Annotated in this window: 21 protein-coding genes and 1 pseudogene; 5 read left to right on the forward strand and 17 right to left on the reverse strand. The window is 39.3% G+C overall.

Translation table 11 applies throughout. The features are described from left to right. Positions 1 to 9 precede the first annotated feature (9 nt). A complete protein-coding gene (locus FJR37_RS07790; RefSeq protein ID WP_039204898.1) occupies positions 10 to 1026 on the forward strand; it encodes a ribose-phosphate pyrophosphokinase in 1017 nt (338 codons plus the stop codon). Positions 1027 to 1175: 149 nt separating this feature from the next. On the opposite strand, the gene FJR37_RS07795 is transcribed toward FJR37_RS07790, so the two are convergent. The 4 genes from FJR37_RS07795 to FJR37_RS07810 form a co-directional block, all read right to left on the reverse strand. Further along, a complete protein-coding gene (locus FJR37_RS07795) occupies positions 1176 to 1748 on the reverse strand; it encodes an HD domain-containing protein (RefSeq protein WP_168465719.1) in 573 nt (190 codons plus the stop codon). A 368-nt stretch (positions 1749 to 2116) separates the two neighbouring features. Then, complete coding sequence (locus tag FJR37_RS07800) at positions 2117 to 3511, reverse strand: serine/threonine-protein kinase (RefSeq protein WP_168465720.1); 1395 nt, start codon at positions 3509 to 3511, stop codon at positions 2117 to 2119. A gap of 92 nt (positions 3512 to 3603) precedes the next feature. Then, entirely contained in the window at positions 3604 to 3981 is a 378-nt protein-coding gene (locus tag FJR37_RS07805) for a hypothetical protein (RefSeq protein WP_168465721.1), read from the reverse strand. Next, positions 3953 to 4540 carry a Panacea domain-containing protein gene (locus FJR37_RS07810; protein ID WP_168465722.1) on the reverse strand — a complete coding sequence of 196 codons (588 nt, stop codon included), beginning with the start codon at positions 4538 to 4540 and terminating at the stop codon, positions 3953 to 3955. The genes FJR37_RS07805 and FJR37_RS07810 overlap by 29 nt, the downstream gene beginning before the upstream one ends. A 313-nt stretch (positions 4541 to 4853) precedes the next feature. Between FJR37_RS07810 and typA the strand changes: the two genes are divergently transcribed. Together typA and FJR37_RS07820 are read left to right on the forward strand one after the other, a co-directional pair. Beyond that, a complete protein-coding gene (gene typA, locus FJR37_RS07815) occupies positions 4854 to 6644 on the forward strand; it encodes a translational GTPase TypA (protein WP_039204906.1) in 1791 nt (596 codons plus the stop codon). A 480-nt stretch (positions 6645 to 7124) separates the two neighbouring features. Further along, a pseudogene (locus FJR37_RS07820) lies at positions 7125 to 7439 on the forward strand (histidine kinase); the annotation flags it as partial. Between the two features lie 369 nt (positions 7440 to 7808). Here the strand turns inward: FJR37_RS07820 and FJR37_RS07825 are convergent. The 5 genes from FJR37_RS07825 to FJR37_RS07845 all read right to left on the reverse strand — a co-directional run bounded on the left by FJR37_RS07825 (position 7809) and on the right by FJR37_RS07845 (position 14212). Continuing rightward, positions 7809 to 8498, reverse strand: coding sequence for a DUF4276 family protein (locus FJR37_RS07825; protein WP_168465723.1), 690 nt, complete (start codon positions 8496 to 8498; stop codon positions 7809 to 7811). After that, on the reverse strand, positions 8498 to 9601 hold the full coding sequence (locus tag FJR37_RS07830) for an AAA family ATPase (RefSeq protein ID WP_168465724.1): 1104 nt from the start codon (positions 9599 to 9601) through the stop codon (positions 8498 to 8500). Before FJR37_RS07830 ends, FJR37_RS07825 begins: the two co-directional genes overlap by 1 nt. A gap of 119 nt (positions 9602 to 9720) precedes the next feature. Continuing rightward, positions 9721 to 11010, reverse strand: a complete 1290-nt coding sequence (locus tag FJR37_RS07835; RefSeq protein ID WP_168465725.1) for a Glu/Leu/Phe/Val dehydrogenase — start codon at positions 11008 to 11010, stop codon at positions 9721 to 9723. A 324-nt stretch (positions 11011 to 11334) separates the two neighbouring features. Next, positions 11335 to 12801, reverse strand: a complete 1467-nt coding sequence (locus FJR37_RS07840) for a carotenoid oxygenase family protein (protein WP_039203799.1) — start codon at positions 12799 to 12801, stop codon at positions 11335 to 11337. 85 nt (positions 12802 to 12886) lie between these two features. Beyond that, positions 12887 to 14212: a folate/biopterin family MFS transporter gene (locus tag FJR37_RS07845; protein ID WP_053541279.1), complete on the reverse strand. Its 1326-nt coding sequence runs from the start codon at positions 14210 to 14212 to the stop codon at positions 12887 to 12889. A 345-nt stretch (positions 14213 to 14557) separates the two neighbouring features. Between FJR37_RS07845 and FJR37_RS07850 the strand changes: the two genes are divergently transcribed. Beyond that, entirely contained in the window at positions 14558 to 14872 is a 315-nt protein-coding gene (locus tag FJR37_RS07850; RefSeq protein ID WP_039203801.1) for a hypothetical protein, read from the forward strand. 172 nt (positions 14873 to 15044) lie between these two features. Continuing rightward, positions 15045 to 16772, forward strand: a complete 1728-nt coding sequence (locus tag FJR37_RS07855) for a succinate dehydrogenase/fumarate reductase flavoprotein subunit (protein WP_168465733.1) — start codon at positions 15045 to 15047, stop codon at positions 16770 to 16772. 382 nt (positions 16773 to 17154) lie between these two features. Here FJR37_RS07855 and FJR37_RS07860 read toward each other — a convergent pair whose 3' ends face one another. The 8 genes from FJR37_RS07860 to purT form a co-directional block, all read right to left on the reverse strand. After that, positions 17155 to 18585, reverse strand: coding sequence for a hypothetical protein (locus FJR37_RS07860; protein WP_217355213.1), 1431 nt, complete (start codon positions 18583 to 18585; stop codon positions 17155 to 17157). A 107-nt stretch (positions 18586 to 18692) separates the two neighbouring features. Further along, positions 18693 to 20192, reverse strand: coding sequence for an Ig-like domain-containing protein (locus tag FJR37_RS07865; protein WP_039203803.1), 1500 nt, complete (start codon positions 20190 to 20192; stop codon positions 18693 to 18695). Positions 20193 to 20233: 41 nt separating this feature from the next. Next, positions 20234 to 20998: a TIGR03943 family protein gene (locus tag FJR37_RS07870; RefSeq protein WP_039203806.1), complete on the reverse strand. Its 765-nt coding sequence runs from the start codon at positions 20996 to 20998 to the stop codon at positions 20234 to 20236. A 183-nt stretch (positions 20999 to 21181) separates the two neighbouring features. Then, complete coding sequence (locus FJR37_RS07875; protein WP_168465727.1) at positions 21182 to 22234, reverse strand: permease; 1053 nt, start codon at positions 22232 to 22234, stop codon at positions 21182 to 21184. Between the two features lie 415 nt (positions 22235 to 22649). Then, positions 22650 to 23624, reverse strand: a complete 975-nt coding sequence (locus tag FJR37_RS07880) for a DUF362 domain-containing protein (RefSeq protein WP_053539302.1) — start codon at positions 23622 to 23624, stop codon at positions 22650 to 22652. A 227-nt stretch (positions 23625 to 23851) separates the two neighbouring features. Further along, a complete protein-coding gene (locus tag FJR37_RS07885) occupies positions 23852 to 24601 on the reverse strand; it encodes a M50 family metallopeptidase (protein ID WP_039203809.1) in 750 nt (249 codons plus the stop codon). 109 nt (positions 24602 to 24710) lie between these two features. After that, positions 24711 to 25007, reverse strand: coding sequence for a hypothetical protein (locus tag FJR37_RS07890; protein WP_039203811.1), 297 nt, complete (start codon positions 25005 to 25007; stop codon positions 24711 to 24713). A 160-nt stretch (positions 25008 to 25167) separates the two neighbouring features. Beyond that, the gene (gene purT / locus FJR37_RS07895; protein WP_168465728.1) at positions 25168 to 26337 is read right to left on the reverse strand and encodes a formate-dependent phosphoribosylglycinamide formyltransferase; all 1170 of its coding nucleotides are present in this window, start codon (positions 26335 to 26337) and stop codon (positions 25168 to 25170) included. Positions 26338 to 26546: the final 209 nt, after the last annotated feature.

Below are 26546 nucleotides of genomic sequence, written 5' to 3' on the forward strand. Positions count from 1 at the left end.
GATATTTCTATGAATGCACTTCGAGGATCTGCTGTGCTAAGTTCTGCCACTTTACCAATTCAGTCAATAGCAACGGGACTACCTGACAATAATCGTCTGCGGCTTTTTTCCGGTTCTGCCAATATAGCACTGTCGCAAGAAGTTGCTCGTTATCTAGGTATGGACTTGGGGCCAATGATTCGCAAAAGATTTGCGGACGGAGAACTTTATGTTCAAATCCAAGAATCAATTCGGGGTTGTGATGTCTATTTAATCCAGCCCAGTTGTCAACCCGTCAATGATCATTTGATGGAATTACTCATTATGATTGATGCCTGTCGTCGAGCATCTGCACGCCAGATTACAGCAGTAATTCCTTACTATGGTTATGCTCGCGCTGACAGAAAAACAGCCGGCAGAGAGTCAATTACTGCGAAGTTAGTTGCTAATTTGATTACTGAAGCAGGTGCTAACCGCGTTCTAGCGATGGATTTGCACGCAGCCCAAATTCAAGGCTATTTCGATATCCCCTTTGATCATGTCTATGGTTCACCAGTTATCCTAGATTATCTCATTAGCAAAGGATTACAGGATATTGTGGTTGTTTCTCCTGATGTGGGTGGGGTAGCACGGGCTAGGGCATTTGCGAAAAAATTGAATGATGCACCATTGGCAATTATTGATAAACGTCGTCAGGCTCATAATGTCGCCGAGGTTTTAAATGTGATTGGTGATGTGAGAGGCAAAACTGCCATATTGGTGGATGACATGATTGATACTGGCGGTACGATTGCGGCAGGGGCTAAGTTACTACGTCAAGAAGGTGCAAGTCAGGTATATGCCTGTGCTACTCATGCTGTATTTTCCCCACCGGCAATTGAGCGATTGTCTAGTGGGGTCTTTGAGGAAGTTATAGTCACTAATACTATTCCCATCCCAGAGGCTAATCAGTTTCCGCAATTGGTGACGCTTTCTGTCGCTAATCTACTGGGAGAAGCAATTTGGCGGATTCACGAAGATAGCTCACTCAGTAGTTTATTCCGTTAATCAACCAATAACTATCATCCCAAAGGAAGAAAAAAGGAGTCAGGAGTCAGGAGGAAGAAAGAAGAAAGAAGGAGTAAAAGCATGATAACTTTGTACTTCCTGTAACCTGCAATATGCTGTAAATAATGAAGGATGAAAGTTTTCGTTCTTCATTTTTTGTATGCAGCTAATATTTCTAATTCGGAAACTACTCTTTCTAATTCTTCTACTAAGGGCGTAATTTGATGTTTCTGGAAAGCATCTGCGAGGGAACGATAATACCAAAGTGTGCCTGCTTTGCCACCTTGAAAACGTTCCCAAACTGCATCACCAATCATCCGATAATCTTTGAGAATTGAACGGACGTTATGGAGTTTGTCAGCGGCAGAAACTAGCAATACTTCTGGGGAAGCGGTGGCAATATGGGCAATATAGGCTTGTTTCCGGGGTTTCCAAGGGGGTTTAGGTGTGGTGTCTGTGTCTGTACAACCATCAACTATGGCGGTGACTTTATCCCCAAACCGCCGACGAATTTCTGCTCTGGTGGCTGCTCCGCCTTGGTCTTCTATGGCATCATGTAGTAGGGCTGCGATCGCTTCATCTTCATTAGCACCATATTCTAAGGCTATGCTGGCTACTCCTAGTAGATGGGTAATATAGGGAATATCCCCAGCTTTGCGTTTTTGCGTGGCGTGGAGTTCATGGGCGTAGGTAAGCGCTTGGGTAAATCTTTCTGATAGCATTTTTAGTTAAATAGGTATACTCAAAACGGCTTGATTGTTTGATTCTAAACGTAGGGGTAAAGCAAAAGCTCATTGGTGTCAACTTAAGTTAAAAATGGCTTATCTGTTTGCTTCCACACCCGCCCGGAAATGAATTTCCGGGCTAATAGCGAAAGTAAACTAAAGTTTACTCAAAAATTTCCGGGTTATTTAGTCATCTTCAGATGACTTCTGCTATTAGACTGGGAATTCATTCCCAGGCGGGCTACAGGTTTCACGTTAAGTTGACACCATTAAGCACTGCTAAACCCCTACACATCTGGGTTCTTTGTCATTTGGCAAAAGTTTAAATCTCACCCGTGTTTAGTATATTTCGGCGTTATTGTTAATTAACTGAAATTACACACTTCCAATCTCAAGAGAATAGCAGATAATTCATAACCACCACGCCATTCATACCATAGTCGAGGAAGATGTCCTTCTACTGCATTTTCACTAAAGTTTATTTCCGAATAATAACACCATTCTCTAGTAGTCCAACCAGCAAATAAAATTTGATGATTTCTCGTTGATCTCCATCCTACATATTCTCCAAATAGTACCCAATTTTCTTCGTTAAATACTCCAGCTTTTCCACCTAATTTTTCCCATATTCTTTTCTGGATGCTAAAACCAAAACGCCCTTTACTATATTTTACCCACAGTTGATCCATAGTTTGTAAGGCTTGACAAGGAAAATTTTTAATATCTTCTGCCATGAAATATCCTTGTTCTTGTAAACCCATTATTTCTAATATCTTATACTTTGTCCATTCATCAGCACTTTGCCATTTTTTGTTAATAAGCAATTCCTCTAGCTTACTATAATTATTTATTTTATTAAATAATTTATTAGTTAATAAATTGGGAATTTGCTCAATATTAACGACATCAATACTATGAATTTTTGTTACTTGTGGTTGTAAATCTATTTCATTTAAATCTAATAAACCTAACCACTCAGTTATTGACTGAGGACGATTTTCCGGCTTTATTTCCATTCCTTTAATTATTGCATGATTAACGCGATCACTAATACTAGAATTTATCTTTTTTGCTTCTTCTAATTCTGTACCAATTGCTCTCATTGGTGATATAGTTGGTAATTCTCCAGTTAACACAGAATACAAAGTTGCAGCTAAAGCATAAACATCTGTAAATGCTCCCCGTTTTGCTCTAGCATCATATTGTTCAATTGGTGCAAAACCATCAGATAATATTTTGGTATGGGTTTTGGTTAAATTCGGTGTAAATTCTCGCGCAATCCCAAAATCAATTAACACGGCTTCTAATTTACCAGAACGCAACATGATATTTTGTGGTTTAATATCTCGATGTAATAAGCCATTATCATGAACTACAGTTAATGCTGATCCAATTTGCTGAATATAGCGTAATGCTTCAGTTTCAGATAAAATACCTTGATTTTCTACTATAGTTCCTAAATCTTCACCATCAATATATTCCATCACCATACACCAAAGATCATTTTCATGAATGACTTCGTAAATTTGCACAATATGAGGATGACTACATTTAGCTAATTTAATGGCTTCGTTGAGAAAGTCTTGTTGAAATTTAGCAAAATCAGCACGTTTTTGGATTGTATCATTTAAAGTTTTGATAACAACGTAATTTCCCTGATTATCTCTAGCGCGATAAGTGATTCCAAAACCACCTTCGCCTAATTCTTTTTCTATGGTATATTTACCATCTTGTAATTGCTGTCCTGACAACCAACCCATAACCTGTAAACTTATAACTCTATAAGTTCATTTTGGCACAATATTTGCCGTAATTGACAATCTCATGCTTAGATAAAAATTATCCACTGCTACTAAATGTCTAAAATTTCTTTAAGAATGCCCTTTAAATCTGATTCAGCAGGACGTTTTGCAAATTGTTCGTGATTATAAATCCACACAAGCTTAATAACAAAATCATTTGTATTAACTAAATACATTAATCTAATTTGTCCAGATGCACCTTTGGATACTTTAAACTCGATTTTGTGAAATGACCATCCTTGAGATAATTCAATCTTTCCCGGTAAAGGTTCGTTACGGGAATTTATGGGATACTGTTCTTCAATTAAATCTTCTAAAATTTGGGCAACACACTCTACAAAATCGGATCTATAAGCTTTTGCGAGTTTTTTGAAAGAACGCTGAAAACTATCAGATTTTTCAATCGAGAAGGGAGTTAAGCCAGTCACGCACTTCTCCTTTTTGAATACGAGTTGATGATTCTGAATTACAAGCGTCCTTTAAAACTTGTCGCATGACAATTTGATAGCCTGGATGATCACGTTCTATCTGTTCTAATTTTTCATATCCTAATACTTTTAAATCTTCTAGTAAAATTACTGTAGTTGAAGCAGCTTCAGGAAGTAACCCTTTACGTGCTTTCTTCCAAGGAAATTCTAAATGAGTCATATCACTTAAACGATAAGCATGATAGCCCCCAAAATATTCCCATACTTCTTCTAGTAGTTGTTTGTTATCTTCAGATATTTCTGATAATGATTTTTGACTAGGTATAGGTAATTGTTTGGCTTCAAATTCGTTATAAAATCTATAAGCAGGTGGACATACAGGCCCATACCGCCATGCCTGGATTTCTTCTGGAAATAGTGGCTCATCATACATTGCTAAATGCAAACTTTGAGCATAGTATAAAAGCTTTTGAGATTTCATGTTTGTCATTTCTGCTTCTATACCATCTGTATAAGCTTTCATAATAAAGTAGCGAGCTACAGTTAGACAATCAATCATAATCAAACTCGCAAATCCAAATAAACTGACTACAATAAACTAGCTATCCAAATAATTTTTAACAACACCACACACGTCTTAATTATAGTTTAAACTAGATTTTTTAGTAAAAATGTACTAAAAAATCCCATTGATAGACTCTTCAACCTAAACCATGCTCTTGATATTTATTATCAAAATAACAATATTTGTGACAATTACGCTAGAATTATTAAAGGTTCGTTACAGATTTGGCAAATCATCCCCACTTCTGTTAAAACGACCGAAAATTAGCTTCTTAATCTAAAAACCTTAAAGTTTACCGAAACCCTCTATGACGCTCCCAATTCGTAACGTCGCCATTATCGCCCACGTTGACCATGGTAAAACCACCCTTGTTGACGCTCTCCTCAAACAGTCCGGCATTTTCCGCGAAGGCGAAGACGTTCCGGATTGTGTCATGGACTCCAATGATTTGGAGAGGGAACGAGGCATTACAATTCTTTCTAAAAATACGGCGGTTCGTTACAAAGACACTCTGATTAATATCGTTGATACCCCTGGACACGCTGACTTCGGTGGAGAAGTAGAACGGGTACTCGGCATGGTGGACGGTTGTATTCTGATTGTTGATGCCAACGAAGGTCCAATGCCCCAAACCCGCTTTGTGTTGAAAAAGGCTTTGGAAAAAGGTTTGCGTCCTATCGTTGTTATTAACAAGATTGACCGGGGACAAGCTGACCCCCATGTTGCTGTTGATAAGGTGTTGGATCTGTTCTTAGAATTAGGTGCAGATGAAGACCAATGCGACTTTAAATATCTATTTGCTTCCGGTATGGCTGGTTTCGCTAAGGAAAGCTTAGAAGCAGAATCAGTAGATATGCAGCCCCTATTTAATGCCATTCTTCGCCACGTACCTGCACCTGTGGGAGATCCTAACAAGCCTCTGCAATTGCAAGTGACTACCCTAGATTATTCTGAATATTTAGGACGGATTATCATTGGTAAAATCCATAATGGAACTATCCGCGCTGGACAACAAGCTGCTTTGGTAGTAGAAGATGGCAGCATTGTCAAGGGCAAAGTTACCAAGTTGATGGGATTTGAAGGTTTAAAACGGATAGAAATGGAGGAAGCTACCGCAGGTTATATTGTGGCTGTAGCTGGTTTTGCTGATGCTTATATTGGTGAAACTATTACAGATCCTAATGAACCTCTGGCTCTACCCTTAATTAAGGTGGATGAACCAACTTTACAAATGACCTTCTGGGTGAATGATTCGCCCTTTGCTGGTCAAGAAGGTAAACTGGTAACATCTCGGCAAATCCGCGATCGCCTATACCGCGAATTAGAAACCAACGTAGCTTTGCGCGTTGAAGACACCGACTCTCCCGATAAATTCCTGGTTTCTGGTCGGGGTGAATTACACCTGGGTATCTTAATCGAAACCATGCGTCGTGAAGGTTTTGAGTTCCAAGTATCTCAACCTCAAGTAATTTACCGCACAGTTAATGGTCAACCTTGCGAACCTTTTGAACTTCTAGCTTTAGACGTTCCCGCTGATGCAGTTGGTAGCTGTATTGAACGCTTAGGACAACGGAAAGCGGAAATGCAAGATATGCAGCCAGGTGGAGGCGATCGCACCCAACTAGAGTTTATTGTGGCAGCCCGTGGTTTAATTGGTTTCCGAGGTGAATTCATGCGGATGACTCGCGGTGAAGGGATCATGAACCACAGTTTCCTTGATTATCGCCCCCTTTGCGGTGATATTGAAGCCCGGAATAAGGGTGTTCTTATCTCCTTTGAAGAAGGTGTTTCTACTGCTTACGCGATGAAGAATTGTGAAGATAGAGGTGCATTCTTTATCAGTGAAGGAACAAAAGTTTACAAAGGTATGATTATTGGTGAACATAATCGTCCCCAAGATTTGGAATTGAACGTTTGTAAAACTAAGCAGTTAACCAACCACCGCTCATCTGGTGGTGAAGAACTGACTCAGTTACAAACACCCGTAGACATGAATTTAGAACGAGCTTTGGAATACATTGCTCAAGATGAATTGGTGGAGGTTACACCTGAATCTATTCGTCTTCGCAAGATGTCTAAGAAATTGGTGAAACGCTAATATCTGTAGGGGTGGGGTTTCCCCACCCTAATTAAATTGGCATTGCTGATTAAGGGTATGAATTTTAGTCTCACGCAAAGGCGCAAAGACGCAAAGGCAAGATTTTTAAAGGTTCAATTTGGAAATTTCATACCTCGATTCAGCAACGCCTTAAATTCATTCACAAGAATGATACAATCTTTGTTAGAGGGTTGTATTTTTTTATATATAATTAGATTGGATTAAGCGACAGCGCAACAAGGATTTTAATAATTAAGTTTAATAATGTTGGGTTTCCTTTGTCAACCCAACCTACATTTTCTTAAACTAAAAGTATTGTGTTGAGTAGAATTGATGAGCAAAACAACTATTAGTTAATTTTTTTTGTTCTCCATTATTGATTGTAGTCAAAAATTTGGGAATGCTTGAAAATAGGGATGAAATAACCTCTAGGGGTTGTGCAAATTTACATATCAAGCAGTTATTAGGCTAATAATCACAATGGCAAATTCAAACAATAAATTATTTACTCCTCGAAATGATGGAAATTATGTAAATACAAAAGAACAACAACGCCTACAAGCATTATTGAACCTGGGTTTGCAACAATCAGAAATGATTCCAGTATTTGAAGAAGCTGCTCAAACTGCTGCTCACTTTCTAGAAGTGGAAATTTCTATTTTAGGATTTATTGATCAAAAATTTCATTGGTTCAAATCGGCGGTGGGCTTATCTCGGTTAGGATTAATGAATGATTTAGCTTCTAAACGCCAACTTTTACGTCGGGAGTCATTTTGTTCTCAGGTAGTAGAAACTTTAGCCGAGTTACATCATGGACAAATTTCTATTCAAGGTTCGGTGGAGTCAGGATACCGTTATATAGTATCTTTGCCATTAAAGTTTGCGACTTCTTCAGCAAGTAGTTAAGGAAGTTTCGTAACTTACTAAATATGAATTTAAACGATTACTTGATTACACTGATGTTTTTGAGAGCTTTTGTCTTTGTTTAGGTAAATTTCTGATGAAAAAAGGTTGTCATCAAAAATCCAAAATTCAGCCAGTAATACTTTTGAGTCATTACTTTTATCTTTTATACGATTCAATGAATTTCATGAGAATTTATCCTGCGATCGCATTTCATGAACACAAAAATTTACCCCTGTTAATGTTGGGGGTATCAATGGCTTATTTCCCCAATGATTCAAGTCGTGAAAGCCATGAATTAAAGTGAGGGCATTTATTCCGAATTACTTCTAGTCCAATTGATTCAGCTAATAGTGGTCCATAAGTAGATTTTGCGCCTTTATAATCAGGAAATTGGGCAATAATACGTTTACTGGGGGCTGTTTCCTTGCTATCATTAATCAACTCAGGAGTTTCATATTTATCGGCAATACGTTTGAGTTCTTCAACTTTGTCTGAGCATTTATCATAAAAGGACTCAAAACAAGTAGGATCAGAAAAAAGGTAAGCCTCGTATTCATGCAATTGAATATACGGGACGAATCGCCGATCATCAATATCGTCAGCAAAGCTTTTCTCCAAAAACTCGACTCGTTTTATGGGATTTTGACGCATGATTTCAGCTTCATCTAATCCCGGAAAATTATGATGAATTGCATACAGATCAATCATCGTTGTAAAGAAAGCATCTGTATTTTTATCCCCAGTAAGCGATCGCAAAATATCATCCTTCATTGGCTGATAATCACCATAACCGCTACCACCACGATTAGTTTTACCCTTTTTTCTTCCATGAGCAATGAGTCTAGGGTGGTGCATAAATACTTGATGTTGCGCCAGATATGGTTGCAGGATAATAGAAGCAAATGTTTGTTCTGTTTGTCCTTCTGCAAATAAATAGAGTCTTACCATTAGTGTGGACCTCCACCAATGATATTTTTTTCCCAAATTTCTCCTAAACTATATTCTTCTAACCAAGTTTCTAATTCTTGAGGATTTAACCGCTTAAATTGCGATTCCTTACCTACTCTATCTACCGTAATTACATCTTCAGGATTAAAGTTATCTAAAAAAGAAGTAGATTGGGTGCTGATGAGAATTTGTGTATGATAGGAGGCCTTACCAAACATCGCAGCTACAACATTGAGCGCGTAGGGATGAAGACCCAGTTCCGGTTCATCAACAATTATTAGTTCTGGGAGGTCTTCTTCTGGCTGCAAAAGCAACGTAGTCAGGCAGATAGCACGTAATGTACCGTCCGAAAATTGGTGTGGACCAAATACTTGATCTGAGTCTTTTCCCTGCCAGTTGAGAATAACATTATTCGCTCTAGGCTCAAGAACAAAATCATCGAAAAATGGGGCAATTAAACGGATCGTTTTAATAATACGCTGATAGGCTGTATTATGATATTCACGAAATCTCAGAAGTAATGCGGCTAGATTTCCAGCATCAGACACCAGCGAGCGGTTGTCATCAATATAACAGGATTGACGAACTCGCGCGGTAGATGACGTATCGTGAAAGTGGTAAACACAACAGCCATTGAGCAAATGTTTGATAGCGTTGGCAATTGTTGGCGTACCTTCTTGTGCTGCTTTGTTGATTTTTGTTTCCTGATGTCCTGCACCTAACGAGTAAGTGGTTGAAGGTTGAGGTAGGTGTAAGCCGTTTCGCGTCGCTGTTTCTTCAGCAAATATCAAAGTATCACCTGCCGCATGACCTAGACACATGGTATAGATAATATCCAAACTCCCATTGTCAATCTTGAACTCTAGTTGTGCCTCGATTTGCGGTGTTATCTTAGGTCCAAAGTGCAATAAGGATTGAGCGTAACCGGATATGCCGATATATTGTTGAAGTCGCCCGGCCATCATCTCATTCAGCATCTTAAAAAAGGAAATGAGATTACTTTTACCTGCTCCATTAGCTCCAATCAATATGTTTAAAGGACGCAACTCAAGATTCATAGTCTTAATGGACTTGAACCCCTTGATAATTATTCGTTGTAGCATGATCAACAATTAATATTTATACAAAATAATTATATATGTAGACGACGTACAAGGATTGAAAAAAGGTGCGTTAGGCTAAAGCCATAACACACCCCAATTAAACTAGATTACAAATAAAACTAAGGATACAAGCCCCGATCATTCAAAGCTTGCGCGACTCTACCTACACCCAAAGTATAAGCAGCTAACCGCAGATTTACCCCCCGTGCTTGCGACTCATGAATCACCTTGCGGTAAGCCTGAACCATCAAATGTTCCATTTCCCGGTTGACTCGTTCTTCGTCCCAGAATAGGTAGGAAAGACCTTGTACCCATTCTAAATAACTGACCACCACACCCCCAGCATTGGCTAAAATATCCGGTAACACGGTGACACCTTGGGCTTCTAGAACGCGGTTAGCTTCCAAAGTCACTGGACCATTAGCCGCTTCTGCGACAAATTGGGCTTTTATTTGATGGACATTTTCTGCGGTAATTTGGTTTTCCAAAGCGGCAGGAATCAGGACATCACAAGGTAAAGTTAATAAGTCTGCATTACTAATGGGTGTTCCTTGGGGAAATCCCACCACACTGCGATGGTTGGCCGCAGCGTAGGCTTTGACAGCAGAAATATCAAGACCATTTTCGGCAAAGATACCCCCACTAGCACTGGAAACAGCGATAATTTTTGCTCCTTGTTGGTGTAGTAATTCGGCGGCTGCCCCACCTACATTACCGAAGCCTTGAATTGCTACCCTGACTCCTACGAGGGATTTACCGTGATCTGCAAGTGCTTCACGAACAATAATCATCACACCGCGTCCAGTCGCCATTTCTCGTCCCAGGGAACCACCAATAGATAATGGTTTACCTGTAACTACTCCGGGGACAGAATGACCAACATTGACAGAATAAGTATCCATCATCCATGCCATTTCCCGCGCTGATGTTCCCATGTCTGGTGCGGGTATATCTACGGATGGTCCAATGTCTTTAATTAATTCGCTAATATAACGGCGACTAATGCGTTCTAATTCCCCCACACTGAACTTTTTGGGGTCTATGGGAATTCCGCCTTTGCCACCACCGTAGGGAATGCCTAACAATGCACATTTCCAAGTCATGAGCATGGCTAGGGCGGATACTTCTCGTAATGTCACTGCTTCATGGTAGCGAATACCACCTTTATAGGGTCCTAAAATATCCGAATGTTGTACCCGATGTCCAGCAAAAACCCGCACTTCCCCATTATCCATTCTTATGGGAATGGAAACTGTGACAACTTTTCGAGGGTGACTGAGTATTTCTACGATACCTTGATCTAATTTTAATTCTTTAGCAGCCCATTCTAAATAGCTACAGGCTTGATCATAAGGACAAATATGCGCTGGAGAATGATTTTCTATAAGTGGGAGAGACGTTGTCACCATAATACCTACTCCTCATCACCGTATGTTTGTGAACCGGACTGATATGGTTAGCTTACCCTCTTTTTTGAAAAAGATGTCAATTTTGTAGTTTCTGTTACAATTTTATTTCGATTTGTATGCAGTAAGACGCTTGGGCAGATAAACTATAAAAATATCGGCGTTGCTGATTAAGGGTATGAATTTTAGTCTCACGCAAAGGCGCAAAGACGCACTGAGGTTTGAGTTTTAAAGATTCAATTTGGGAATTTCATACCTCGATTCAGCAACGCCAAATTTTGATGACTTGGTTGGGTGACGCAGAAGCTTTTCCCCAACCTATATTAATTAAATGAATGTTTCAGGTGTAAAACTCCCGTGTAAGCCATAGGGAATATGATGTTTGAGGTGTAGTCTTGCAATTTCACCTTTTTCCAAATTTACAGCATCTAAAATTACCACATCTGAACGATGATGTTCTGCATCATAAACTAAGGCTATTAGCCAGCCATCATCTTCTGTTTGGGAATTTGGACGAGGAATAAAAATTGGTTCACCGATAAAACCTGCTGGTGCAGCACTCCATAATTGTCTTTGTTGTAACTCTAAATCAAGTTTGAAAATTGCTTGTAGGGGTGCATTTCCCGTTGATTTATGAGCCGCAGCCGTGTATAGATAACGATAGGATTTACCGACATGATGAGGGTGCATTGTGGGAAATTCACAAGATCGATCATCTATTAAATGATTTTCGACTGTATTGGTTGGTAAATTCAGATTAAACCGCCAAAGTTTGCCAGGAGAATTGGCATCAAAATCTGTTTCTCGATAATCGCTATTGGGTTCAACTTCTGGTAATGATTCATAGCAAATAGAATCAATGATAATTTCATTACCCACTTCAAAAGCATTAACATGATGGAAAATAAAACCTGCCTGAGTTTCTAAAACTTTGATTTTTTTAGTTGGGTTTTGGCGAGGAATAATGATGATTTTTGTAGGTTGATTTTTTTGGACTTTAATACATTGGGCGGCGCTAGATATTCCCAAAGCAAAAGGTATGGGGTTAAAACTAACAGGATTTTGGAAGAAAATACAGTAATTTTCTGTAATCACAAAATCATGAATGAAGCAAAAACCAGCAACGCTATGATTTTGTTTATTGGTGATTTCTCCGTCGGTATTTAACTCAAATATGTTAATTGTAGTTGATAGTCCTGGTGTAATAGCGAAATTAACTAATGTACCATTTGCATCAATTCGCGGGTGGGCGCTAAAGGCTTCCCCTTTAGATAAAACACCGTTGAAGTATTCATTCCCTAATGTTTCTAGAGTGTGCGGATTAAGTAAATAGGGTTCGGATGCTTCCCATAGTGCTAATAGTTTTTTACCCCAATAAATTACATTAGTATTAGCAATATGTTTGATTTTGAAATCAAAGATGTTAGCTAACCAACCGCCCAGTTTTTGTGTACCAAAAACACCACGATAAAGAATTTTACCCGCTTTTTTTTCTGCTAAATAACCTGCTGTGGTAACAAAGCGGTTACGAAAATGGGCGCGGCCATTGGTAAATGTAATGCGGCTAATCATGCCATCACCGTCAAAGGGATGATGTAATTTTTGCCCATTAATATCTAGTAAACCAGGTCCATTTCTAAATAATGTTCCTTGCAATTCTGGTGGTATTTCTCCTTCTATATCATCAATCCAGTAATCAAATTCCTGGTGAAGAGATTCATATCCTCCTTGCCAATCTTTGAGAGTATAGGATTTTTGGAGATTTTGCTGATCTTGAGGTTCTAATATTTGCATTTTTTCTTGGCTATGGTAAGTTTTTTCAGAAAACCAGGGATGTAAATATAGAGATAAATCTAATTGTCTTCGAGATTTTTATCTATTAAATAAGTACATCATTATCAATTCTATCATCTGGTAGCAATTTAACAAAAAATATGGGTATCAGAGAAGTACAGCTAGTGAGAATGATTAATAACCACAGGGAGTCAAATTGATATTCTGTGATTCCTAACCATTTCATCATGATTGATCCTAATGCGTAGGAAACTGTTCCTGCTACATTAAATACAGACATGATTAACGCAAAAAATGTGGCTTCTATGCCGGGAGGGCAAAGCTTTGTTGATAATACTAATATGGGCATGAATACAATTTGCCCAATCACAGTAATAATCAAACTATCACCTAAGCTAAACCAATGATCATCTATGCCTAACATTCTGTTGGTGTGCGTTACTAATAATAAATTCGTCATTCCTAAAGCTGTGGATAGGAAAATACCCGCAGTAATCATAGTTCTAAAGGGAATGTGCTTAAAGTAACGTTGGAAAGCCCAAACTCCAACTAGGGAAGCAAAACTCGTCACTAACCGAATTCGTCCTAAAAATTCTGGTTGAAAGTGGAGTTCATTAGTTGTGAAATAGAAGAATGCTGATTCAGTTTTTGGTGTAGCGTGCCAAATAAATATAAATAATGTGGGCAACCAAATTGTTTTTTGAGTAATTGCTTGGCGGATTTTTAGTAGTTGATCTTTTGTGTTGTTGCTTTTTTTGTGATCTTTATTAATAGGTTTTTCAGTAATTAACCAAGCTACAGATGAAATAATTAAAGGAAATAATGCTGTTATTAAAAATACTATACGGGTGGTAAAATATTCTAAAAGTAACCCGCTAAGGTAAGCTGTACATAAGGCACCAATAGCTGAACTACCCCAACAAAGAGATTGTAAAGAACCTATTTTGGCTTCTGATTCGTTTCTGGCTCTTTCAACTACTATGGAATCAACTATCACATCACTAATAGCCACAGAGACAGAAGAAAGTACAATCATAATTGTGGCTGTTGTACTGGTATGAGCGACTGTTCCTAAACATCCCCAAGCTGCACAGCCCAGAATTCCTGACATAACTATGTAAGGTTTTCTATGATAACCAAATATGGGTAAACTATCGGAAATAAACCCATATAATGGCTTAATCATCCAAGGTATAGTACAGATTCCCATAATTGTTGACATCTGCACGGGACCTAATAGTAATTCATCTTTGAGAAAAAAGCTGACAGCTAAACGCGATAATGTCAGTATACCTTGAACAAAATAGATGGTAAGAATTGCTATTAACTCAGCACTGGGTTCGTTACCTAAGAGAATTTTTTTGGTTAGTAAATCTTTGAATTTGGGTAAGGTAGGGGAGTCATTTAGCATTTGCATGAATAATGATTAAGTTTTATTTACTTTTATATCATAGATTTTTAAATTGAGGATAAGTTTTTATTAATTATGAAACTATAGGAATCCGGTTTGATTCTGTCAGTCGAGCGATCGCCTTTGGCGAATTTTGTATAGAAGAAACTTTCTTTTTAACCGTGTTCTCTGTATAAATGGTTATATATAAAACACATTAATTGACAATTTCCCAGGGGATGTGACTGAACATTAGTTTTTTGTAAAGTAATATTACAAACCTTGGAAATATATTGAGAAATTGTTCTTGAGGCAAACATAGATTTAAGGTAGAAGCTATAGGACAAAATTGAGGCCAGTTTTAAAATGAACACAAATAATATTCAAAACTATCGCTTTGTCTGTACCTTAACTTTTGGTGATATTTACGGTCAAATTATTGTTTGGTTAATTACGATTACTATTAGCTTGGCATCAGCTTTAGCACTAATGGGCGCAAAAAGACCTGTATACGCTTTAGCTACGGTAGGTCTTGTGGTTCTTTTATCTCTACCTTTTTTACTTTTCGCCTTTGTGACGACTTTATTAAATAATATTGAACTCAATGCTGTAGAGCCAAAAACCAAGACAGAATCAATACAAAGTAGTATTTCACAAAACCCAGTCCAAGTAACTAGCTAAAGGGGATTTCACCAATAGACATTTGGTAAAAATTAAATGTGTGTTTGCTACAACCCTTGTAGAGAAGTTACATGAAGCGTCTCTACATTTTTTTGCACCAGATGTCAAATTTACAATTTCTCTATTACCCTGTCTTGTAGATGGGGAATTTTTTTTTAATCGGTGGTTGATGATGCTTGAACATGATGTAATTATTGTTGGTGGTGGTTTGGCTGGCTGTCGGGCTGCGGTGGAAATTGCCCGGACTGACCCTAGTTTAAAGGTAGCGGTAGTTGCCAAAACTCACCCAATTCGCTCTCATTCGGTGGCTGCTCAAGGTGGTATGGCGGCTTCTTTAAAAAATGTGGATGGTACGGATTCTTGGGAAGCTCACGCTTTTGATACTGTCAAGGGTTCCGATTATCTGGCGGATCAAGATGCGGTGGCAATTTTGACTCAGGAAGCACCGGATGTGGTGATTGATTTGGAACATCTGGGGGTATTGTTTTCTCGTTTACCTGATGGTCGGATTGCTCAACGGGCTTTTGGTGGACATTCTCACAACCGCACTTGTTATGCGGCTGATAAAACTGGTCATGCAATTTTACATGAGTTAGTTAATAATTTGCGCCGTTATGGGGTGCAGATTTACGAAGAATGGTATGTAATGCGCCTGATTTTGGAGGATGGCCAGGCGAAGGGTGTGGTGATGTTTCACCTGTTGGATGGGCATATTGAGGTGTTACGGGCGAAGGCTGTGATGTTTGCTACGGGGGGCTATGGTCGGGTTTATAACACGACTTCTAATGATTATGCTTCTACTGGTGATGGTTTGGCGATGACAGCTTTGGCTGGTTTACCTTTGGCAGATATGGAGTTTGTCCAGTTTCATCCTACAGGTTTGTATCCTGTGGGTGTGCTGATTTCCGAGGCTGTGCGCGGTGAAGGGGCATATTTGATTAATGCTGATGGCGATCGCTTTATGGCCAATTATGCCCCCAGTCGCATGGAGTTAGCCCCTCGTGATATTACCTCACGGGCAATTACCTATGAAATCCGTGCCGGTCGTGGTGTAAATACTGATGGTAGCGCGGGTGGTCCCTTTGTCTATCTGGATTTACGCCATCTAGGTAAGGAAAAAATCATGAGTCGTGTTCCCTTTTGCTGGGAAGAAGCCCATCGTTTGGTCGGTGTAGATGCTGTCACTCAACCTATGCCTGTGCGTCCTACCAATCATTATTGTATGGGTGGTATTCCTGTTAACACTGACGGACAAGTTAGAAGTAATAATGATAGTTTTGTCGAAGGCTTTTTTGCCGCTGGGGAAACTGCTTGCGTGTCGGTTCACGGAGCAAATCGTCTAGGTAGTAACTCCTTATTGGAATGTGTAGTTTATGGTAAAAGAACTGGGGCGGCGATCGCTAATTATGTCCAAAATCGGCAATTACCATCCATAGATGAAACACGCTACATCAACGAAGCCAAACAACAAATACAACTCTTAATAGACCAACCAGGACAGTACAGAATTAATCAAATCCGTCAAGCTTTTCAAGATAATATGACTGAAAATTGTGGCGTTTTCCGCACCGACGAAGTAATGCGTCAGGGATTAGAAAAAATCGCCCAACTACAACAAAAATATTCACAAATATATTTAGATGACAAAGGAAAAAGCTGGAATACAGAATTAGTTGAAGCCTTAGAACTACAAAGTTTAATGGTAGTTGGACAAACCATTTTAACTTCCGCCCTCAACCGCCAAGAAAGTCGCGGCGCACACTTTAGAGAAGACTTTGCCGAAAGAGACGATAATAAGTTTTTACAACACACCATGGCTTATTATTCACCAACAGGAATTAATATTCAATATCGTCCCGTCACAATCACAATGTTTGCACCAAAAGAGCGAAAATATTAATCAAAATCATTCCGTAGGGGCGCAGGGCCTGCGCCCTTTTCCGATATTCTAATTCTAGATGTCAGCTTGGAGAACCTGTTTTACCTCTGCAACTGTGGTGACTAGCACCTCATCTAAATTCAGAGATTTACAAATTCGGTGAGCTATTTGACAAACTAGACGTTCTGCTTACCCCTATTAACAAGCTACTCCTTATTAAGACAGTCTGTTTTCATGTATTTAGACCACACTCTTGATTTCTCTATGCGCCTCTGCGTGAGACAAAAAAATGTGGTTCATTTACCCGAAAATCGGTGTAATGGCTAATATTGCCTAGTTTACACATTCAAACCCACCCTAATCACTGATGCCGTATATTTTCAAGCTTTATCACCAAAAAAAGCTACTTATGCTTAGGTTGAAAATTTGGTAGTTCTACAGATGCTAAAGATTTGCGTCCCTTGGGTGGTCGTCGGGGATAAATCAATGGTGAAGGCGATTTATGGTCAGATTGATTGTTAGATGTATGATTATCCAATAACTCCGGCAAAATATCATTAGTTGGTAAAGATGCTGTTGCTGGGGAATTGTCTAACCAATAATCTTCCATTTCCTCAGTATGGATCTGATGGCTGAGGGAATGAGAAATCACTGGTAATTCCTGTATTAGTGATAGTGAAAAATCTTCCTTTCCAGAATTTTCAGTATTAGCATAAGGATCAATTTCCATTTGCAAATCCTGTTGAATGATGATTTCTGGTTGTGGATGATTTTCTGAATTAGATACTAAAGCTTCTAAAATAGATGTATCACCTTGATGAATATTTGCATCTGTCCCTGTTCCCTGGTCTGTTTCTTCAGATAATGGTGTAATAAAAAAGCGATGAATTATTCCTTCCAGTTGTTGGTCTAGAGATAATAGTTCAGAATCATCTCCAGTTGTTGAGGGCATAGTTGCTTCATTAACCTGTATAAGATCGGAAATGACTGGTTCTGGATGATGGGTATAGTTTTCCGAAGTTGTCACTGTAGACTTAACCCAAGAACTATTGACAGACTCATTCACAGAATCTGTTTCCCCTGTCCAAGGTCGAATAGGTTGAGCGTTGGGAAACAAAGACCGGGCTTTTCTGGAGAATCGGGTTTGTTTGTGGATGACATCATGGGGATGATGGATATGATCCTCCAGGTTCTCATGGCTAGGAATGGGTGTATCTAGACATTTTTCCAAAGCCGATTTAAACTGCATGGTCTGTCGTTGTTGACGCATAAGTCTAGCCCGCAACTCACGACAGGTATTTTCCGAGTGTAATAGCTGCTGGGACTCTTGACTGTAGTTAGCTTGCAGAAGCGAACATTCTCTTTCCAAATGTGCTAACCGCTGTTGGCTAATTTGCAAATTAGCTTTATAATTTTCAATACAAATTTCTTGTTGTTGAACTGTTTGGACAGATGTTTCTAACTGCTGATACAGGGAATGAATTTGTTCTTGACCAACGGAAAGTTCTTGATTTTGTTGGATAAACATAGATTCGGTAACAGTAGACCGAGTTTTGTGCCAATGCAAAATCTTTTCTGCTTCAGCTAATTCGGTTTTTAACTGCTCGACCTGGGCATATAGATGATTATTAGCTGTAGTTAATTCTGTATTTAACTTCAGTAATTGCTGAAATTCTAAGTTGATCTGTGCTTGTTGATCAATATTAGGTTCTGCAATCCAGTCTTGTTGGTTGCTGTCTTCCAATTTTTCCATAACTACGGTTTCACATTGACAATCTGTAGTTGGCCGATAGCGTGGCGTTAGCTTGATTAGAGGTAAATTTGTCACGGTCATATTGTGATGATTCACAAATACGTAGCCGTTATCAGTTATTTACACAAAGAAAAATTGACTCTTGATATTTGACAATTGTTAATTATCAGTTGGCAATTGTCAATTACTTAAGGTAGCCAATGGGGATGAAAGCCCACTAATGGCAGTTGTTCTGGTTTAATATCTATGTTGATATTATCAGGGATGGGTAGCAAAGGCATTAACCAAAGACTACTACTAGCAATGGGTTCGCCGTCATCTGTTTTTAAGGTGTTAGCGGGTAGTTGGGCTGTGTTGTTGGTCACGGGAACTACTTGGTCAAATAAGAAGCCTAAACCGTCGGGGGCTAAATGGGTTTGCACATTGCGTTGAGCAGCGGGTAAGAGTAGCAATGGTTTTTGTACTCCTGTTTTTAGGTTAATGGATACCAAGTAAGGCTGTTCTATGTATTGTTCTTTAGAAACCAGTTGTGTAACTAAGCAGTAAAGGTTAGGGGAGGCTGGGTCAAACTGACAGCTAAGAATTGAGCCTGTTGTTTTTAATAGTTGTTTTTGTACGCCTTGGTTGGTGACTAAAAACAAATCTCTTGTATAGTCGGTGTTAAATTTGACCATTGCTGCCTGTGAACCGTCTTTAGAGAAGGCTTGTACTAAGCCAAATTGAGGCAGAAAATCCAGGGGTTTACTGCTGTTACCTTCTAAGGATACAATTGCTGTTCCTTGTCCTTGAGAAACGGCTACGGCTTTGCTGTCGGGTGTAATCAGAAAATCTCCACCTGGTTGTCCTTGTAATCGTTTGGGGGTGGGTTTTTCGCCGGAATTGTCATTTTGGGTGGATAAGTACCAGAGGGCAAAGTCACCGGGATTATCTCGTTTACCTCTTTGAATAACGATGATTTGTCCATCTGCGGAGAGGTCAAATTTGAGGTTTTGATATTCTTTGTTATCTAAAATTAGGTCAACCTTACCTGGGGCTGCTGTTTCTTGACCAATTTGATTAGGTATGCCTGTGGTTACTGTATAAAGTTGGGCGGAGAGGAGGTCGGGATTTTTGGCGGAACGGGCGGAGAAGAGGATTTTTTCACCATTGGGGAATGGCTCAAAATCCATAACAATTAAGTCTTTGGGAGTAAGGACTTTTTTTTGTTCTTGGGTTAAATTATAAAGTACCAACTGCCCTTGGATTTCTGGCGCAGAGCCAATATAAAGGATGGCGCGATTGCGGGTGGTGAAGTTCCCTGTAAAGGGCTGCATGACGCGGTTTTTCCCTTCGGCTTGAGAGTATTTATCTTTGCCTTGTTCTAATTTGACTTGGTACGTTGTTCCGTAGGGGGCTGGGGTGAGGAGGGTATAGACCATTCTTCTGCCTGTCCAACTAATTTTCCCGGCTAGGGGTGGATCTATTTTTAAGTTCTCCTCAATGCTTTTGAAGTCCATTGGCCGACTAAAGGTGAGGGAGAAGGAGAGATCCTCCGCGCCGATTTGTTGGTTTTCCCAGGTAAAGTTGCGGACGCTAGGTTTGACTACATCGCCTTTCCAGATGATCAATCCGATGAGCATACTCAGTAGGAGCATGACTGCGATCGCAATTCCGTCTAATGGTTGTATAAGTTTATAGGATTTGCTCATCTAACGATTTTGGATTTTAGATTTTAGATTGATGATCCTGACTAATAACTGTAAGGGTTTTGAGGTTGGGGAATTTTTTTCAGAGAGTTGGCTTTGATTGTTAATTGACGTTTTTCGGCGACTGTTTGTGTGGTCATTTGTCCTTCTATTTCTAACCATGTATCAGGCGGATACTGTTGCCGTGTTCCAGATATTTGGACTGGTAATCCCACGGGATAAGCATCTGCGGCACAACAACTGAGAACAAATCTGGCTAAAAATATATATTCTTCACTGACGTTAGGTTGATGAATCACAAATCCCTGAACTTTTGCCTTTTGCCCTGTGTATGCGTCCGGTTCAGGATAGACATTCAGTGTGCGTACCCAGTCTACAAGCGATCGCTCTTCTGGGCGAACTGTAGCCCGAAATGCTTGAGGTTGAGCGCGACTAGCACCTGTTGATTCAGTGACACCCCGATCTAGGGCTGTTTGACTGGCAAAGACACGGGGTGTAATCATTAACCCTAAAATTGCCGTTGTTAGTAGTAAAAAACTGCCCCAACCAGGGGGAAATAAGTTAATATGCCCAGGATTAGATATTTGGGGACGGTGACGGTTTTTCCACAGTTGCAATCCTTTGGAAAAACCAATGATTAATAAGGCTATTCCAGCTACAACTACTAACCAAAAGAAGTCCGGGTGGATTAATAAGTAGAGTTTGCCTGTTAGCCAATATTTCAACATGAGAATACCCCAAGCTGTAATGGCTAATACATCTAGCCAAGGGATGAGTTTATTTGGGGCTTTAGTTTGGGAATTCAGCATTTTTGGGTGTCACAGATGATAGAGGCAGGGGGCAGGGAGTAGATGAACAGAAATTATTGACTACCTTTTTCTTAATCTTCAGTTACTATATTCTCACTTTCCCCAAGTTTAAACCCTATACCTCACACCCCACATTTCCGAGGTAAAGGAGAAAATTCTGATGAAAATGGGACTGAATCTCAATTAGATGACGTGCAGATTCAGAAATAAGGTGAATAAGAGCGTCAATTGTCCAGCTAAGAAAAATAGATAGATCAGGGCTTTTGGCTTAAAAATTGATAGCATCAAACCAATACCTTTAATATCAATCATCGGTCCAAATACTAAAAATGCTAACAATGACCCGCTAGTAAAAGTGGAAGCAAAAGATAGGGCAAAGAAGGCATCAACTGTAGAGCATATTGATACAACTGCTGCTAATACTAGCATGGCTAAAATTGAGCTAATTGGCCCAGCCCCAAGACTAAGAATCAAGTCACGGGGGGCTAAAACTTGGGTAGCGGCAGCGATCGCACTTCCTAATACCATGACTCCGCCTAATTCCCGGAGTTCTTGGAAAATATTATCTAAGAGGGAGCGGAGTTTCTCTGATAAGGGTTTACTGAGGTTAGAAATTGCAGCAACTTCACTGTAATTATTGTCTATGCGTTGTGATGCTCCTGTTCTGCCGCCGAGAATATATGTTCCTGATTGCAATAAATTCGGTGTATTAGTTTGGGGTTGTAATTGAGATTGTTGTCCCCTGCGGTTTGTTTTCGGTGGTGCTGGGGGGTTAAATTTGAGATAACGGGCGATCGCTGGCTGGAGAAAAGGAACTAAATCTGGTTGAAAACTGAAGATAAAACCAATAATAGTCGCAATAGCCAGGGAAAATACCACTCTTAACACTACTATTTCTGGTTGATCACGGAATGCCGTCCAAGTTGACCAAATTACAATGGGGTTAATTGTTGGCGCTGCTAATAAAAAGCCAATTGCTACTGGTGTGGGTACTCCCTGCATCAATAACCGTCGTGCCACTGGCACATTACCACATTCACAAACTGGAAACAAAAAGCCGATCATACTGCCAAATAAAGCCCCCAATAGGGGATTTTTGGGCATTTTCTCCACCAATTTACTTTCATCAACAAATAGTAGTAATAGACTGGATAAGAACACACCCAGCAGTAAAAATGGCATCGCCTCCACTAGTAGACTGAGAAATATTGTAAAACCATTGTTCAGTTGATTCATGGGCGTTGTATTCAACAGCAGTTCTGAGTTTTAGGGTTTTGTCTTGTCATCTTATTTTTGAGTCACCTATACGGGGATCATTGATGAAACTACTAAAAGTCGATCTCATTATAGTCAGGCAATTATAGCAGTCCCCAATAATTTGTGAAAAAATTCTCTGTTTTTTAACTTTTATTTGGTGAATTTACAACTTAGAGACAATAAATACATACACCAGAATTCAGGTAAACTGAGGCGGAGTAAAGGCTTTGTCTTGTATCTTTCCCCCAACTCCCCCAACTCCCCCAACTCCCCCAACTCCCCCTACTCCCCCTACTCCCCTACTCCCCCTACTCCCCTACTCCCCAACTCCCCCAACTCCCCCAACTCCCCCTACTCCCCTACTCCCCCTGCTCCCCTACTCCCCTGCCTCTTTTTACCGACTGACTCTATAAGCGCTCATGGGTTCTTTAATAAAGCGGATGTAAAGATGCCTAAAGGTAGATTTAATCACACGGGGCATGGCAAAATCTATGGGCATTAACTTTTCCGGTAATTGCCAATCTGTAATTTGTAATAAATCGGGGGATAAATTCGGAAAGTGAATATCACTTAATTCTGGACATATTCCCAATCGTTGTGAAGCTGCAACCGTGGGAACTTGTGCAGGTGCAACTTGGAGAACTTCTAACATTGCTCTATCTAAGGCAAATACATTACTTGATGCTGCTAAAATTTCTAAATTCCGAGGTTCTCCCCCACTTGGTCCATTACCTTCATGACCAATAATTCCATCTAAAATTGTTAAAGTTGGATTAATTGCCCTGGCAGTTTCTACTAACATTTCTCCAAATTTGTCAGCATCTTTGCCAGATTCCATGTGCCACCAAGCTTTCATTTTCCCAGGAACACAGCCAAAGAGATTTTTTACTCCTAAAGTTAGAGTTAATTGCATATGAGATTTCACTTTAGGAAGATTAATAATCACATCTGCTTCCATTGCTTCCTTAGATAAAAGCAAGTGATTAAAATTATCGTTTACCGTTTGATAACGTTTACCATGAAATTCCACAAGTGGTAACTTCAGTTCTTCCAAAATTGGTAATAACCCATTGGCTATAGCCACACCCTTAGCACTACCAAAAGCGGGACTATCTCCTAAAAATGGATTTCCACCCACTGCAATTACCATTTCGGCAACGGCACGCACTAATTCTGGACGGGTGGTACATTCTTTAGTCGGACGAGAACCGGTGAGTAAGTTGGGTTTGAGTAAAACGCGGTTTCCCGGTTTCACAAAAGCAGCCATACCCCCTAAAGGCTCTAGGAGTGTTTCCAATGATTCTTTTAAAGCTTCCTGTTCGTAAGATTTAGCCCGAATGAGACTAACAGATGGTTTTTGTGTTGACATGGAAAATAATGGCGTTATATTACATTCAGCATTAATACTGTATCAAAAATTCAACTATAGTGGAAAAATTCTTGAAGCCTCGACAAAGATGAAATCTAGAAAACAGTTAAAGTAAGAAGTTTTATGAAATAGTGATTTTGCTAATATTTATTTTATTTCTCAGGGTAGATGAAACAGCTAAAATCACCCTCACAATATTTACGCAACCTATTTGAGAAAAGTATCATCTATTGCTGATTTGTTGAATAGACAACGCGCAAACTTTGGACTAAAATGATGAGAGATGCGATCGCCATTAATAGCCCCCAAAACCAATAAGGTAAAAATAAATACCTCTGCATTTGTCCTGTATCTGATAATCCTAGGGGACCCGCAGTATAACTAAATAAATAATCAAGTTGGTGATAGGTACTGACACAAGCCTGCACACCTAAAAATTGAATTGCAAACCCTTGTACCCAAAGAGGTGTTTTTAACGCAATTCCCAATATCATCAAACCTAACAGGGGAATAGCCACAAAGCCAAACCAAGAACGCACCCAAATTAATGTAGACAGCAGTAAAAATCCACCTAAAATTTTTAAACTCAAAGAAGTTGTTTTCCAACTCCCAGAAGCGAGAATTAAGCTGGCACCGGCAATAGGTGGACCCATTGGCCCCGCAGCCGCTACTAAGCCGATACCAAGGTATCCCCAGGTGTTACTTAAAGTATAATGAGCTACGCCAGAACCGTTACCAAAAATTTCTAGTTTTTGAAATTGTCCCCCCAACATCAAAGCCATCAAACCGTGACCCATTTCATGAAACCAAGTTGCTAAGATAGAAAATGGGTATAAAATGTAATTACCTATGGGTATCTGCCACATAATTGCTGTGACTATAGCCGCTGCTACTAACCAGGTTAGCCCCATTTGTTCTACTTCTGTTGGTGTTTCTTGAGTAAATAAAGGTTTGAACTTTTTACTGGGTTCTCTCATTAGTGACTCTCTCCTGTCCATAATTACACTAATTAGCTGAATATTCTTACATCTATCCTAATTTACTTCTTTGAGCAAGTAGGAATAGCAAATAAGAGGAAATGGTAATTTATTCCCAAGTAGCTGCATTCCGTAACACAGTAGGAATTTCACCTTGTGATAAGGGAAACTCTAACATTGTTTCTTTATAACCTAAATACCCAGATTCAGTAAATGACAAAAGCATTCGTTCTAGTGCTAACCAAACTTCTGATTCGTATTCCCAATCATGATAACGTCTAGCACGTCCAGCAATGGAACGTAAAGCCCAAAAGTAGGAATTTCTAACTACAGAACCGCCTTTTTTAAATTCTGGTACGTCTTCATGGTGAATAAATAAAACATTATTTTCAATTCTGGCTCTCATACTCATAAAACAAATATTCTGTAGGGGCGCAGGGCCTGCGCCCGTTGAACCCCAGGACTGCGACCATTCAATAGCAAGAAAGAAGAAAAAGTTCCTTATTATAGACTTTTATAATAAACCTTTCATCTCATTGCCAGTGCATACCGCTATAGCTGAATGCTTAATTTATTTTCACCTGACTAGCTGCTTTTGTCGCCTTTTCTCTAGCTTCTTGAATATCCCCACCTTTTGCTAAAGCCACACCCATGCGACGATAAGGATGAGCAGTAGGTTTACCAAATAACTTAATATCTACATCTTTTTCAGTTAAAGCTTCAGCAACACCAGTAAAAGTAATAGAATCAGATTTTTCCGAAGCTAAAATTACCGCACTTGCAGAAAATCCTAACTGTTCAATATGGGGAATTGATAAACCTAAAATAGCTCGCAGATGTAATTCAAATTCATTCAAATTCTGAGAAATTAATGTCACCATCCCTGTATCATGGGGTCTGGGAGACAGTTCTGAAAAAATGACTTCATCTTTAGTAATGAAAAATTCAACCCCAAAAATTCCCGCACCACCTAAAGCATCAGTAACTTTTTTAGCAATTTCTTGAGATGCTAAAATTTTATCTTCAGAAATAGCTGCGGGTTGCCAAGATTCTTGATAATCACCTCTTTCTTGACGGTGGCCAATGGGAGAACAGAAAATTGTGGGTGCGTCCCATTGTTTAATCGTTAGTAAAGTGATTTCAATTTCAAAATTAATAAATTCTTCAACAATTACCTTTTGGCTATCACCACGAGAATTAGAAATAGCATAATTCCAAGCTTTTTCTACTTCGCTGCTATCATTAACGACAGATTGACCTTTACCAGAAGATGACATTACAGGTTTGACAACATTGGGAAAACCAATTTTTTCAGAAATAGTAATTAGCTCTTCTAAAGTGACAGCATAACCATATTTAGCAGTTCTAATTCCTAATTCTTGATGTGCTAATTCCCTAATTCTGTCGCGGTTCATGGTGTAATTAGTCGCCGCTGCTGTGGGAATAACTGTAATTCCTCTTTGTTCAAATTCTTGTAATTTTTCGGTTCTAATTGCTTCAATTTCGGGAATAATAAAATCGGGTTGATGTTTATTGACAACCGCTTCTAAATCATCAGCACTTAGCATAGAAATAACTTCTGCACAATCAGCTACCTGCATAGCAGGAGCATCCGCATATCTGTCCACAGCAATGATATAATTTCCTAGACGTTGAGCAGCAATGACAAATTCTTTTCCCAGTTCTCCTGAACCAAGCAGCATTAATTTTTGGGGTAGTTTTAGCTTCTTAATCATAAGTTCGATACCGCAGATGTTGATTTAAATATCTTGTCATTATTTTACATAGTTTGGGGATTTTTGCCGAGGAGGTTGGATAAAAAACAGGACAATTATTCAAAATACTGTTGACAAGTTTCCAAGTTTCGGTTATTTTTTAATTATAGTGGAAATCTGTGCGCCCATATATATAGGGTTTTGTTTTCCCGAAAGTATTTTTGTCAGAA

The sequence above is a fragment of the Aphanizomenon sp. UHCC 0183 genome, assembly GCF_009712065.1.
Taxonomy (GTDB): domain Bacteria; phylum Cyanobacteriota; class Cyanobacteriia; order Cyanobacteriales; family Nostocaceae; genus Dolichospermum; species Dolichospermum heterosporum.

Bases quoted from the DNA above. Each gene is read 5' to 3' on its own strand.
- FJR37_RS07790 (WP_039204898.1), top strand. From the start codon at position 10: ATGAATGCACTTCGAGGATCTGCTGTGCTAAGTTCTGCCACTTTACCA.
- FJR37_RS07795 (WP_168465719.1), bottom strand. From the start codon at position 1,748: ATGCTATCAGAAAGATTTACCCAAGCGCTTACCTACGCCCATGAACTC.
- FJR37_RS07800 (WP_168465720.1), bottom strand. From the start codon at position 3,511: ATGGGTTGGTTGTCAGGACAGCAATTACAAGATGGTAAATATACCATA.
- FJR37_RS07810 (WP_168465722.1), bottom strand. From the start codon at position 4,540: ATGATTGATTGTCTAACTGTAGCTCGCTACTTTATTATGAAAGCTTAT.
- typA (WP_039204906.1), top strand. From the start codon at position 4,854: ATGACGCTCCCAATTCGTAACGTCGCCATTATCGCCCACGTTGACCAT.
- FJR37_RS07825 (WP_168465723.1), bottom strand. From the start codon at position 8,498: ATGGTAAGACTCTATTTATTTGCAGAAGGACAAACAGAACAAACATTT.
- FJR37_RS07830 (WP_168465724.1), bottom strand. From the start codon at position 9,601: ATGCTACAACGAATAATTATCAAGGGGTTCAAGTCCATTAAGACTATG.
- FJR37_RS07835 (WP_168465725.1), bottom strand. From the start codon at position 11,010: ATGGTGACAACGTCTCTCCCACTTATAGAAAATCATTCTCCAGCGCAT.
- FJR37_RS07840 (WP_039203799.1), bottom strand. From the start codon at position 12,801: ATGCAAATATTAGAACCTCAAGATCAGCAAAATCTCCAAAAATCCTAT.
- FJR37_RS07845 (WP_053541279.1), bottom strand. From the start codon at position 14,212: ATGCTAAATGACTCCCCTACCTTACCCAAATTCAAAGATTTACTAACC.
- FJR37_RS07850 (WP_039203801.1), top strand. From the start codon at position 14,558: ATGAACACAAATAATATTCAAAACTATCGCTTTGTCTGTACCTTAACT.
- FJR37_RS07855 (WP_168465733.1), top strand. From the start codon at position 15,045: ATGCTTGAACATGATGTAATTATTGTTGGTGGTGGTTTGGCTGGCTGT.
- FJR37_RS07860 (WP_217355213.1), bottom strand. From the start codon at position 18,585: ATGACCGTGACAAATTTACCTCTAATCAAGCTAACGCCACGCTATCGG.
- FJR37_RS07865 (WP_039203803.1), bottom strand. From the start codon at position 20,192: ATGAGCAAATCCTATAAACTTATACAACCATTAGACGGAATTGCGATC.
- FJR37_RS07870 (WP_039203806.1), bottom strand. From the start codon at position 20,998: ATGCTGAATTCCCAAACTAAAGCCCCAAATAAACTCATCCCTTGGCTA.
- FJR37_RS07875 (WP_168465727.1), bottom strand. From the start codon at position 22,234: ATGAATCAACTGAACAATGGTTTTACAATATTTCTCAGTCTACTAGTG.
- FJR37_RS07880 (WP_053539302.1), bottom strand. From the start codon at position 23,624: ATGTCAACACAAAAACCATCTGTTAGTCTCATTCGGGCTAAATCTTAC.
- FJR37_RS07885 (WP_039203809.1), bottom strand. From the start codon at position 24,601: ATGAGAGAACCCAGTAAAAAGTTCAAACCTTTATTTACTCAAGAAACA.
- FJR37_RS07890 (WP_039203811.1), bottom strand. From the start codon at position 25,007: ATGAGAGCCAGAATTGAAAATAATGTTTTATTTATTCACCATGAAGAC.
- purT (WP_168465728.1), bottom strand. From the start codon at position 26,337: ATGATTAAGAAGCTAAAACTACCCCAAAAATTAATGCTGCTTGGTTCA.